General features: G+C 29.1%; 15 protein-coding genes. 11 read left to right on the top strand and 4 right to left on the bottom strand.

The window, feature by feature from the left end; translation table 11 throughout:
• Positions 1–30: 30 nt before the first annotated feature.
• Positions 31–756 (bottom strand): bacteriorhodopsin-like, encoded by a 726-nt coding sequence (locus BLT88_RS11190; protein WP_172824310.1) that lies wholly within the window; start codon positions 754–756, stop codon positions 31–33.
• A gap of 98 nt (positions 757–854) precedes the next feature.
• Here BLT88_RS11190 and BLT88_RS11185 point away from each other — a divergent pair, with 98 nt between their 5' ends.
• Complete coding sequence (locus BLT88_RS11185) at positions 855–1,739, top strand: Brp/Blh family beta-carotene 15,15'-dioxygenase (RefSeq protein WP_091954827.1); 885 nt, start codon at positions 855–857, stop codon at positions 1,737–1,739.
• Here the strand turns inward: BLT88_RS11185 and yaaA are convergent.
• Positions 1,736–2,494, bottom strand: a complete 759-nt coding sequence (gene yaaA / locus BLT88_RS11180) for a peroxide stress protein YaaA (RefSeq protein WP_091954825.1) — start codon at positions 2,492–2,494, stop codon at positions 1,736–1,738. The genes BLT88_RS11185 and yaaA overlap by 4 nt on opposite strands.
• Before the next feature lie 190 nt (positions 2,495–2,684).
• On the opposite strand from yaaA, the gene BLT88_RS11175 reads away from it, so the two are divergent.
• The 7 genes from BLT88_RS11175 to BLT88_RS11145 all read left to right on the top strand — a co-directional run bounded on the left by BLT88_RS11175 (position 2,685) and on the right by BLT88_RS11145 (position 7,065).
• Positions 2,685–3,224, top strand: a complete 540-nt coding sequence (locus BLT88_RS11175) for an RNA polymerase sigma factor (protein ID WP_036783723.1) — start codon at positions 2,685–2,687, stop codon at positions 3,222–3,224.
• A 41-nt stretch (positions 3,225–3,265) separates the two neighbouring features.
• On the top strand, positions 3,266–3,805 hold the full coding sequence (locus BLT88_RS11170) for a hypothetical protein (protein WP_091954824.1): 540 nt from the start codon (positions 3,266–3,268) through the stop codon (positions 3,803–3,805).
• Between the two features lie 82 nt (positions 3,806–3,887).
• Positions 3,888–4,766 carry a hypothetical protein gene (locus BLT88_RS11165; protein WP_091954822.1) on the top strand — a complete coding sequence of 293 codons (879 nt, stop codon included), beginning with the start codon at positions 3,888–3,890 and terminating at the stop codon, positions 4,764–4,766.
• A gap of 46 nt (positions 4,767–4,812) precedes the next feature.
• Positions 4,813–5,289, top strand: coding sequence for a hypothetical protein (locus BLT88_RS11160; RefSeq protein WP_091954821.1), 477 nt, complete (start codon positions 4,813–4,815; stop codon positions 5,287–5,289).
• A 13-nt stretch (positions 5,290–5,302) separates the two neighbouring features.
• Entirely contained in the window at positions 5,303–6,211 is a 909-nt protein-coding gene (locus BLT88_RS11155) for a hypothetical protein (RefSeq protein ID WP_157691213.1), read from the top strand.
• Positions 6,212–6,265: 54 nt separating this feature from the next.
• A complete protein-coding gene (locus tag BLT88_RS11150) occupies positions 6,266–6,592 on the top strand; it encodes a helix-turn-helix transcriptional regulator (protein WP_091954818.1) in 327 nt (108 codons plus the stop codon).
• An 11-nt stretch (positions 6,593–6,603) separates the two neighbouring features.
• Positions 6,604–7,065 carry a DUF6428 family protein gene (locus BLT88_RS11145; RefSeq protein ID WP_091954816.1) on the top strand — a complete coding sequence of 154 codons (462 nt, stop codon included), beginning with the start codon at positions 6,604–6,606 and terminating at the stop codon, positions 7,063–7,065.
• A gap of 83 nt (positions 7,066–7,148) precedes the next feature.
• Here the strand turns inward: BLT88_RS11145 and BLT88_RS11140 are convergent, their stop codons facing one another.
• On the bottom strand, positions 7,149–8,183 hold the full coding sequence (locus BLT88_RS11140) for an RluA family pseudouridine synthase (RefSeq protein WP_091954815.1): 1,035 nt from the start codon (positions 8,181–8,183) through the stop codon (positions 7,149–7,151).
• A 78-nt stretch (positions 8,184–8,261) separates the two neighbouring features.
• On the bottom strand, positions 8,262–8,819 hold the full coding sequence (locus BLT88_RS11135) for a PASTA domain-containing protein (RefSeq protein ID WP_091954814.1): 558 nt from the start codon (positions 8,817–8,819) through the stop codon (positions 8,262–8,264).
• 93 nt (positions 8,820–8,912) lie between these two features.
• Here BLT88_RS11135 and BLT88_RS11130 point away from each other — a divergent pair, with 93 nt between their 5' ends.
• The 3 genes from BLT88_RS11130 to BLT88_RS11120 all read left to right on the top strand — a co-directional run bounded on the left by BLT88_RS11130 (position 8,913) and on the right by BLT88_RS11120 (position 12,181).
• On the top strand, positions 8,913–9,887 hold the full coding sequence (locus tag BLT88_RS11130) for a D-alanine--D-alanine ligase (RefSeq protein WP_091954812.1): 975 nt from the start codon (positions 8,913–8,915) through the stop codon (positions 9,885–9,887).
• 66 nt (positions 9,888–9,953) lie between these two features.
• Positions 9,954–10,409, top strand: a complete 456-nt coding sequence (gene coaD / locus BLT88_RS11125; RefSeq protein WP_091954811.1) for a pantetheine-phosphate adenylyltransferase — start codon at positions 9,954–9,956, stop codon at positions 10,407–10,409.
• Between the two features lie 2 nt (positions 10,410–10,411).
• Positions 10,412–12,181 (top strand): M14 family metallopeptidase, encoded by a 1,770-nt coding sequence (locus BLT88_RS11120; RefSeq protein ID WP_091954809.1) that lies wholly within the window; start codon positions 10,412–10,414, stop codon positions 12,179–12,181.
• Positions 12,182–12,211: the final 30 nt, after the last annotated feature.

Here is a 12,211-nt window from a genome sequence, read left to right as displayed (position 1 = left end):
CTTTTAAAATAAATAGCTAACTAAATTTTGTTATTTATTTTCAGAACTTTGAACGGCTAAATTATAAATTACCAATCCAAATCCAATTTTGTTTATAGCATCTCCAATGTTATAAATAACATCCATACTTAAACCTCCAAACATTCCAGAATACCATCCCTCAGTTCCCGCCATATATCCAAGAGGGTAAATTGCCCAACCTACTAGAACAAACCAACATAAAGCTTTATGAGCCTTTAAAACAGCACCACCCGCCTCAATAGCTAACTTTTTAGCAGTTCCAAACCAAATATCATAAGCAATTACGAAATAAGCTAATCCAGAGATTAGACCCCAAAGCCATGCATTTGATGTGTCAATTACTTCTCCGACATATCCTGTTACTAACATGATAACTGATAAGAAGATTAATCTCCACATTAAAGATTTTTTTGCTCCAGCAACTTTAAGAATTAAATAGAACTCAACGCACATTAATGGAACAGTAAGGATCCAATCAACGTATCTAAAGAAGGTTGGAGATTCTCCGTTAGAAGCCCAATAGTCTCTCATATACCAATAGTGCACTGCAGCAATAAAAGTAATCAAACCAGAGACCAAAAGAGAGGTTCTCCATTTTTTATCAAAACTATTCATTGATAAAAAGAAAAATACTGAAGCGGCCATCATAGCCATGCAACCTACAAAAAATGTAAAACCAACGTAATCACTTGGATCCATTTTCGCAACGTAAAGAAAGTTAATAGATAAATTCATAATTTTTGAATAAATTAAGTTAATAAAATAGTTAATCGTTTAATGTTTTAAAATAAACATTAAACCAAATATACATATAAAATTATTAACTTTGTAAAATGAATACGGTATTTAATAGAAATTATCAAAATTTAATGATTTTTTTTACATTTTTCTTGTTTTGGATAAGTATTCAATTTGGAGAAGTGGTAGAAGATTTTTTAGCGTATATCATGGTAATCTCTCTGGGTATTTTGCATGGAGCTAATGATTTATTAATTTTATCACTAAAGGAGAAAAAGAATAAAAATTTCATAAAAAACCTATTATTTTATATTAGTATAATAGTTTTGTGTTTATTAATTTATTTGTTTAGTTCTTTTGTGGCTATCATATTATTTGTTTTGTTGAGTTCGTATCATTTCGGAGAGGAACATCTTAGTAAGGAAATAACCGTAAACTTATTATTTAATTCTTTGTATTTTTTAGCCTACGGACTGTTTATTTTTTCCTTAATTTTTTATCAGTCTATCGCTGATGTAGATTTAATTATGAGTGAACTAACAGGTTTAACTTTTACTAAAATCCAAATAGAAATTACATTGATTTTGAGTGCTGTTTTTTTATTTACAGGAAGTTTATATCTAATTTTTTCTAAAAGAAATAATCCGAAAATATTTCTAAAAGAGGTCTTTTATTTAGCCTTACTTTATCTAGTCTTTAAAAATTCTTCTTTAATATTGGGTTTTGCTATTTACTTTATTTTTTGGCATTCTATTCCTTCAATTATTCACCAAGTAGAATTTATTTCAGGAAATTTAAACAAGAAGACTATTTTTTTTTATGTAAAAAAAGCTCTGATATATTGGTTTATTAGCATCGTTGGGTTATTAATTTTATACAAGTTAGTTCCGCAAATAGAATTGTTTGCCACAGTAGTTTTTGTGATTTTATTTGCTGTAACAGCGCCGCACACGTGGGTGATGTACAAAATGAAAAATTAACGAGTAAAAACTAAATCATTACCAGATGACATTTCTTCAGAAAAACGATAATTATCAATATTAAAACCTTTTAATTCTTCAATTGTCTTAACGTTATGATCAATTATATAACGAACCATTAATCCACGTGCTTTTTTAGCAAATGTCATAATCGTTTTATATTCCCCATTTTTAAAATCTTTAAAAATAGGTGTGATCATTGGTGCTTTTAAAACTTTTTTAGGAATTACTTTAAAGTACTCTGTACTTGCTAAATTAATGAGTAGCTCACCATCTTTTAGTTCATCGTTTAAAGATTTTGCAACTGTATCATCCCAAAATTTATATAGATTTTCATCTCTTCCAACTTTTAATTTAGTTCCCATTTCTAGACGGTAAGGTTGAATTAAATCTAAAGGTTTTAACAAACCATATAAACCAGATAAAATTCTTAAACGCTCTTGAATTAAAGGTAGCTTTTCCGCTTCTAAAGAATTTATATCGATGCCTCTAAAAACTTCACCCGTAAAAGCATAAATAGCTTGTTTGGAATTTTCAATTGTAAAGGGAGTTGCCCAAGTTTGATTGCGCTCATGATTCAAAGATGCTAAATCATTAGAAATTTTCATTAAGTCGGATAATTTGCTTTTTGAAATCGTTTTTAATTTTTTGTTCAACCTTTCAGATTGTTTTAAAAAACGAGGTTGCGTATGCAAACTTGTTCTAGCTTTAGTGTCAAAATCTAAAGATTTTGCTGGAGATATGATAATTTTCATTGGAGTAAGTTGAAAAATTTAAAGTATAAATGTACAAATCATTATAAAGTTTCTCAAATAAATCCATCAATTTAAATTGATAAACCTATTTATAAAATTGATTGAAATTATTTTTTTGATTTTTTTCTCTGTCAAATTCAAACTATATGAATTATATTGTGTCAAAGAATAGCAACCAAACAAATAATATTTGAGTAAAGACGCTGAACTTGTAAAAAAGTTAAAGGACTCTAAACTAAAAGACTCAGCTTTTAGTGAGTTGCTTGATATTTATCAAGAGCGACTATATTGGCATATCAGAAAGATAGTTGTAACTCATGAAAATGCAGATGATGTCTTGCAAAACACCTTTATTAGAATCTACAAAAGCATTCAGAATTTTCAAGAAAAGAGTAGTTTACATACTTGGATGTATAGAATTGCATACAATGAATCCATCCGATTTTTAGATAAAAACAAGAAGAAGGACTATGATAATATTGACGCTATTTCTGAATCTAATTTAGAAGTTTTATTTGAAGATGAATATTTTGATGGAGATGAAATTCAAAAAAAGCTTACAAAAATTATAAATAAATTTTCAGTAAAACAAAAGCGAGTTTTTCAAATGAAATACTTTGATGATTTGAGTTTTAGGAAGATTTCGGAAATTTTAGAAGTATCAGAAAGCACTTTAAAATCTACTTATTATGCTGCTGTAAAAATTATTGAAGAAAAAATATTATTATAAAACCAAACTATCTATTACAAGTAGGGTCTAACTTTTGTATTATGAAAAAATCAACAGAACATAGCAACAAAAAAAGTTTTCTAAAAGAAGACATTAAAGATGGTATTTCTAAACATCATAATAAATATCTAGGGACTAAAATACCTGAAGGATATTTTATGAAATCTAAAATTTCAATTTTAGATAAAATAAAAGAGGAGATCTTGATTGAGGAGTCTAAAAAAACTAAAAAACAATTGGTTTTTTGGATGCAACCTCAGTTTAAATTTATGGCGGCAGCTACATTAGTTTTTATTTTGAGTTTAACCGTATGGTTACAAAACAAGAATAAAACAAATGCAATAAACGAAACTTACTTAGAGTTTTTAGTTTTTTCTGATGATGTTTTATTAGAGTCTTTATTAGTAGATGAAACAAACCTTGATGAGTTTGCGGATGTTATTTTATTTAATGAAATTTTAGTAAAAGCAGAACTTTCTGAACAAAAAATAGATAATCTAGTATTAGATAATTTAATATTAGGAGATTCATTATTAGAGAATTATATTGAATATGGACTGATTGAAACCATTTTTTTGTAAAAAAAAATAAATTTTTCAAACTATTTTAAAAAATACAGTTCTAAAGAATAGAAACAATTATTAATTAAAAAACTAATACATTATGAGAACTTCATTTTTTAAACAGCGTATTTTTAAATCAAATATTCTATTCTTTACAATTACAGCCTTTTTGTTATCAGCTTTCTTATTTACATCTTGTTCAGATTCAGAATCTATGGATAATCTTGAAATAAATAGTTCAGTATTAATAGAAAAAATAGAAAGTGCATCAAAAGTAACTATCTCAGCGTCGAGTTTGCCAGATCAAACAGAAACAGCATTTCGAGGAGATTTAGCAGACAGTTATGTTTTAAGCGCAGAATTTGCAAAGGGTTTCGGCTATAAAGTTAGCATAGCAACAGATAATGAATCGCGTGAAGAAGTGAAGAGTGATGTTTATTTTTCTTTACAAGGAAAACAGTTAGCAGATACTAATGAGAAAAGAAGAAAAAGAAGAAATAAATGCTTTGAATTTGTGTATCCTTTAGACCTTATGATGCCTGATAACACAACAATAACTTTAACTAGTAAAGAAGACTGGAGCTTAAAGAAAGATTGGTATGTTGCGAATCCGGATGTAACGGAAAGACCAGAACTAATATTTCCATTTGATGTAACTTTAGAGGATGGAACGGTACAAACTTTAATTGATAGAGATGAGTTAAAAGTAGTAAAGAATTCTTGTAAGAAAGGTAAAGACAAAAGAAAATGTTTTAAATTGGTCTTGCCAGTAAGTTTTACGATGGAAGATGCCAGTATAATTGAAGTTACGAAAAGAGCAGATTTTAGATTATTGAGAGAATGGCGTAAAGCAAACCCAGATGCTACTGTAAAGCCAGCTTTAAATTTTCCATTAGACATTCAGTATAAAGACGGTACTGCAGCAACTATAAATAATCAAACAGAATTTGATGCAGCTAAAGATGCTTGTAAAAATTAAGTTATAAATTTGCACTATAGATTTTAAAGAGTTAAAAACAAAAATAATGAAATTAAAAACCATCATATTAACTTTAAGTTTTCTTAGTTTGATGCTATTTAATACAACAGTTTTTGCTCAAGACGCTAGTTTTCGTCTAATTCAAAAAGAGTTAACTAAAGAGCAAAAGGGTTTATTGCAAAAAGAAAAAGAAGCAATGAAAACAAATCGTGAAGCTTTTAAAGCATCACTTTCCAAAGAGCAGTTAGCTATTTTAAGAGATAAAACAATTTCTAAGAACGAAATAAGAAAGCGTTTGGTCGCTACATTTTCTAGAAATCAAAAAAGTATGGTTAAAAATCAACAAGTAAGTTTGAGGAAAACCAGAGATAATTTTAGAAAAACGCTTACAGGTGAGCAAAGGAAAATGCTAAAAGAACGGATTGATAAAATTAGAAATTCTAAGGATAGAGGAGAACTTAAAGATGGACCAAGAATAAATAATGCTAATAATGGAAAGAAAAAAAGAAACAGAGGAAATTAGCTTCTAATTATTTATGATACATTTTTATCAAGGATTTAAAAATACGATAAGAATTTTTGGGTTGCTATTGGTTTCAATGGCAACCTCTTTTAGTTCTTATGGACAAAAAGAAAATTTAGAGGATGTAGATGATTTAATTGATGAACTTTTTTTTAATGATCAACAATTTATAGACGAGATTATAGAAAACGATTTTTCTTTTAATTTTTTATACTCGTCAGTTTCGTATAACAGCAGTACATATTTTTCAGGAAGAGATTCTGGTGTAGATCAATTCAATGCCATTCCACAAGTTTCTTATTATCACTCCTCAGGTTTTAATGCAAGTATCTCGGGAATTTATTATCAAAATTTTGATCCAAGTTGGGATTTTACAAGTATTTCTTTAGGGTATTTTAATACCATAGGAAAAAAGAAAAATGTGCTTTATAATTTGGGATATACTAAGTATTTTTACACAGATGATTTTGATGATTTCACAAATTCTTTAGATTTCAGTATTGGAATAAGAAATAAAAAACGAACTTTAGGAAGTAGAATTTCTGGATCTTACTTATTTGGTTCAGATAAATCTTATCAATTAGTTTCAAATAGTTTTGTGAATTTTACGTTAAAAAGAAGCTCTAATTTTGCATTGAGATTTAGGCCAAACATTAATTTTATAGCTGCCAGGCAAAGCATTTTATTTATAAAACCAGTAAGAACGCCTACTGGACCTCAATTAAAGGAGTTTACTCAAAATGTGTTCGATTTATTAAACACACAAATCAGTTTTCCAATTTCATTAACTACAAATTCTTTAGATTTTGAATTGGGCTACAACTTAAACGTACCAAACGCTATCGCAAATGAAGGCGATTTAAGTAACACCGGATTTTTTAATCTTTCTTTGGGGTATATGTTCGATTTGAATAAAAAATAAAAGATTCTTTTTTATTTTAGCAATTAATCGTAATATTGCAATAAACAAATTAAAGTGGGTTTAACGAAATCAGAAATATTCACAGAAGAACAAAATCAAATTGCTAAGATTGCAAAAGTATTGGGTCATCCTGCAAGAATTGCTATTTTAGATTTTTTAATTAAATCGAAATCTTGTGTCTGTGGAGATTTAGTAAAAGAAATTGGTTTAGCACAGCCAACGATTTCTCAGCATCTAAAGGAATTAAAAAATGTTGGTATTATAAAGGGAAGTATTGAAGGTACCAGTGTTTGTTATTGCATTCATCAAGAAAATTGGGCGCAAATAAAAAATATATTGGGTCAGTTTTTAAATAAAAATCCAACAGAAAACTGTTGTTAAAACTATAAGTTATGAAATTATCAGAAATAAAAAATCATTTAATAAGTTTAGAAACTATTGCTTTTAAATTACCAAATGGAGCCTTAGTTCCTAGTCATTTTCATGTTACTGAAGTGGGTAAAATAACTAAAAATTTTATTGATTGTGGAGGTAAAGTTAGAAGTGAAGCTGTTATTAATTTTCAATTGTGGGAAGAAAATGATTACGATCATAGATTGCATCCAGAGAAATTATTGCAGATTATAGAACTGTCTGAAAAGATGTTCAAGTTTGATGATTTAGAGATAGAAGTAGAGTATCAAGGAAAAGAAACGATTGGTAAATATAATTTAGATTTTGATGGAACCAACTTTTTATTAGCTTCAAAAATCACTGCTTGTTTAGCATTAGAAGATTGTGGAATTCCAAAACCACTAATCAAAGTTGCTAACGCTGTTAGTTCTTGTTGCGAACCAAGTTCTGGTTGTTGTTAATTTATTTTCCGTTAACCGCAGTTTTATATTTAATAGCTGCGTTCATGTTGTAAATAAATAGAAATAAAACCTTTACAGAAACATTAATCCACATCTTTAGAATTTTCAGAGTACGTTCTCCATTTGTCTAAACATTCAACAATATCTTTTGGTATGTCTGAGTTAAACTGCATAAATGTACCTGTTGTTGGATGCGTAAATCCTAAGGTTTTTGCGTGTAAGGCTTGTCTTGGTAAGGCCTTAAAACAGTTGTGTACAAATTGCTTGTATTTTGTAAACGTTGTTCCTTTTAAAATGTCATTTCCTCCATAACGTTCATCGTTAAAAAGTGTGTGACCAATATGCTTAAAATGCGCTCTAATTTGGTGCGTTCTTCCTGTTTCTAATTTACATTGAACTAAAGTAACATAAGTCAATCTTTCTAAAACTTTATAATGAGTAACTGCATGTTTTCCAAAATCTCCTTCCGGAAAAACATCCATTTGTAGACGGTTCTTTAAGCTACGCCCAATGTTACCTTCAATTCTTCCTTCATCATCCTCCATATTTCCCCAAACCAAGGCATAATACAAACGTTCTGTAGTTCTGTCAAAAAATTGTTTAGACAAATTTGCCATTGCAAATTCGGTTTTTGCAACCACTAATAATCCACTAGTATCTTTATCAATTCTATGCACCAAACCTGGCCTTTCATTGGAATTTGTTGGTAAGTTTTCGATATGATGAATTAAACCATTTACCAAGGTTCCAGAATAATTTCCATGGCCCGGATGTACAACCATTCCTGCAGGTTTATTTACAACAATTACAGCATCATCTTCGTAAACAATATCTAAAGGAATCTCTTCGGCAACCAATAGTTTTGCTGCTGGTGGATAAGTCAAAACAACTCTTACAACATCATTTGGTTTAACTTTGTGATTCGATTTTATAGCAATATCATTCACAAAAATATTTCCAGCTTTAGCGGCTTGTTGTACTTTGTTTCTTGTTGCATTTTCAATGAAGTTCATCAAAAATTTATCCACTCTTAAAGGCTCTTGACCTTCACTTGCGGTAAACCTGTAATGTTCGTGTAAATCATCACTCTCAATATCTTCAGAATTGTTTTCTTGCATGTTTTTATTTTAGTAGCAATGTTTCAGAGTTGCCAAGTAACAAATTAGTGAATTTTTTAAATTTTGCTCTTAACTAATTTAATTTCTTCTTCCATCACCTAAAACTAACTCAATTATAGAGTTTTTTGGTAATTTGTCATTCGGATTTATTATTTTTCCTTTATGTCTTACGCCTCTTACTACATCCTTACCAATATCTTTTACATATGTGTAATTTGTGCCTACAATAAAACCAATAGCTTGTAGCTCAGAAATAGCCTGTCTTTTTGTACGTCCGTTTAAATCAGTAACTGTTATATCTCTGTATTTAGATGGATTTAAAGTCAAATAAATTTTGCGCTTTTCTTTAACAAAATCGCCAGCTTCAGGGCTTTGTTCAATCACTGCTTTTTTTGGATAAGTAGGATTGTAACTAGCACTGTCAATTACCTTAAAGTACAAATCCAATTCTTTTAAAGTTTTTTCTGCATCCGTAATTGTTAGTTTATGCAAATCTGGAACTTGTATTTTTTGATCGTGATTGGTAGTAATATTTAACCAAAATTTTAATAAAAAAATAATAATGACTACACCAAGGATTGCAAATGCAATTTGTTTAAAAAAAGATTTACTTTTAAAAAACTGAAAAATACTCATTTTTTGATTTTTTAGACTATACAAAGATATAAAAAGTAAACGTTGTTGTTTCTATTTATATTTTGATAAATTTGTTTTTATTATTTTACATTAATGAAAAAATATATAGCTATTGTAATGGGTGGTTTTTCATCCGAAGTTAACATTTCTTTAAAGAGCGGAAATGTTGTTTACAATCATTTGGATAGAGAAAAATACAATCCTTTTAGAGTTCATATTTTAAAAGGAAAATGGTTCGCTTTAGACGATGAAGAGAATGAATATCCGATACGTAAAAATGATTTTTCATTTACAAAAAATGGTAATTTAATTACTTTCGATTGCATCTTTAATGCAATTCATGGTAATCCTGGAGAAAATGGAGAGTTACTTGCCTATTTTAGCTTAATAGGAATCAAGCATACTTCTGCTCCTTTTTATCAAATGGCATTAACTTTTAATAAAAGAGATACATTAAGTGTTCTAAAAGAATATGGTATTAAAACAGCAGTTTCTGTCTATTTAAATAAAGGAGATGTTGTTGATTTAGAGCACATAATAGGTAAAGTTGGTTTGCCATGTTTTGTAAAGCCGAATAATGCTGGCTCGAGCTATGGTATTTCTAAAGCACATATTAAAGAAGAAATTTTGCCCGCAATAGAGACCGCTTATAAAGAAGATTCACAAATTTTAATTGAATCTTTTTTAGACGGAACCGAAGTCTCTGTTGGTGTTCTTGAATATAAAGGTAAATTAAAAGTATTGCCAATTACAGAGATTGTTACGGAAAATGATTTCTTTGATTATGAAGCAAAATACGAAGGGAAATCTCAAGAAATTACTCCTGCAAGAATTTCATTAGAAGAACAAAGTAGAGTAGAGGTAATTGCTGAAAAAGTATATAAAATTTTAAATATGTCTGGTTTTTCAAGATCAGAATATATTTTTGTTGATGGAGAACCTCATTTTTTAGAAATGAATACTGTGCCTGGTTTAACAGAAGAAAGTATTTTGCCGCAACAAGCGAAAGAAGCTGGTATTTCTTTAAAACAGTTATTTGATAATGCCATTGAATCTGCTCTTGAATAGAATTGATTTTTCCATTCATTTTTTACAGATATATTTTAAACGCACACATAATTAAACAGTTAGAACATGAAAAGAGCAATTTTTCCAGGATCCTTTGATCCAATTACGTTAGGACATTATGACATTATTGAGAGAGGTGTAAATTTGTTTGATGAACTTATTATTGCAATTGGTATAAATGCTGACAAAAAATATATGTTTTCTTTGGAAGAACGTAAAAAATTTATTGAAGATTGTTTTCAACACGAACCAAAAATAAAGGTGGTTACCTATGAGGGCTTAACGGTTCACTTTTGTCAAAAGAATAAGGTAGATTTTATCTTAAGAGGGTTAAGGAATCCCGCAGATTTTGAATTTGAAAAAGCAATTGCACATACCAACAGGGACTTAGGGCCCGTAGAAACCGTCTTTTTATTAACCGCAGCAAGTACATCTTATATCTCATCATCTATCGTAAGAGATGTAATTCGAAATGATGGAGATTACACAAAGTTAGTGCCTAAAACGGTGAGAGTATTATAACTATGAAATTAAAATCAAACTATATTTTAAAAATATCAGTACTTTTTTCTTGCTTTTTGTTGATGATTTCTTGTGAAAATTCATCTAATGAAAGTAAAGATTTTACCACACTCTTTGAAATATCAAAAGGAACTGAAACTCCAGAATACAAAGATGTAATTGCTTATTATAAAGAATTATCAGAAACCTATAATGAGATTTCACTATTTGCATTTGGGCAAACAGATTCTGGAGAACCTTTGCATTTGGTGGTCTATAATAGAGAGGGCGTTTATAATATTGACGAAATTAAGAATTCACCGAAAAATAGAATCTTAATTAACAACGGAATTCATCCTGGAGAGTCAGATGGAATAGATGCTTCTATGATGCTTTTAAGAGACATAGTTCAAAACGATTCTTTGAAAAAAAAGTATGAAAACTCTATTATTTCTGTAATTCCAGTGTATAATGTTGGTGGTGCATTAAATAGAAATTCACATACAAGAGCTAATCAAAACGGACCTTTAGAATATGGATTTAGAGGAAATGCCAGAAACTATGATTTAAATAGAGATTTTGTAAAACAAGACACCAAAAATGCTGCAGCATTTGCAACTATTTTTCATACAGTAAATCCAGATGTTTTTATAGATAATCATGTAAGTAATGGTGCAGACTATCAATATGCAATTACGCATTTATTTACACAGCATAATAAATTAGGAGGTAGTTTAGGTAAGTTTCTACAAAACGAAATGCGTCCTCAAATGGAGGAGTCTTTAGAAGAAAAAAATATTAATATTACACCTTATGTAAATGTTTGGGGTACAACCCCAGAAGCTGGTTTTTCTCAATTCTTTGACTCACCTAGATATTCTACAGGATATACAACACTTTTTCATACTCTAGGCTTAATGGTTGAAACACACATGTTAAAACCTTACAAAACTAGAGTTGAACAAACCTATGAACTGATGTTTTCTGTTTTTGATTTTACGGAAGAAAATTCAGAAGCTATTAAAGATTTGCGTTCTAAAGCTGCCGCTGAGATTTTGGCAAAAAAGACATATCCTCTCCATTTCAAAGTTAATAAAGAAAAATTTAGAAACTTAAACTTTAAAGGTTTTGAGGGTGAAATGATCGCTAGTAAAGTTACCAATGGAAAAAGATTGTTTTATGATACAAACAAACCTTTTGAGAGATCAGTAAAGTATTATGATGAGTTCGCTGTAACAAAAAAAATTACAATCCCTAAAGCATATATTTTACAGCAAGGTTGGCATGACATTGTTGAGAGGTTAGAGAATAATCATATTGAATATTCTCTTTTTGAGAAAGACACAGCAATGACTGTTACCATAAATCATATAGAAGATTTTGAAACTAGAAAAATACCTTATGAAGGACATTATCTACATTATAATTCAAAAGTAGAAAAATCAACCAAAGAAATTAACTTTAAAGAAGGCGATTTATACATTTCTACAAATCAAAATGGAATTCGTTATTTATTAGAAACATTAGAGGCAGAAGCAACAGATTCATTTTTTAACTGGAATTTTTTTGATACAATTCTTCAACAAAAAGAAGGGTATTCTGGGTATGTTTTTGAAGATCTTGCAGAAAAATTTTTGGCAGAGAATCCATTGGTTAAAAAAGCTTTTGAAGAGAAATTAAAAACAGATAAAAAGTTTGTTGAAAGTCCAAGAATGCAACTGAATTTTATATATAAAAATTCACCTTACTATGAAAAAGCACATTTACGGTTACCCATTTTTAAAGTTTTCTAAAGAATCACTATTGATGAAATTTTTTGCTAT

It is taken from the genome of Polaribacter sp. Hel1_33_78 (genome assembly GCF_900106075.1).
Classification (GTDB): domain Bacteria; phylum Bacteroidota; class Bacteroidia; order Flavobacteriales; family Flavobacteriaceae; genus Polaribacter.
This window is presented reverse-complemented; position numbering and strand designations above follow the sequence as displayed.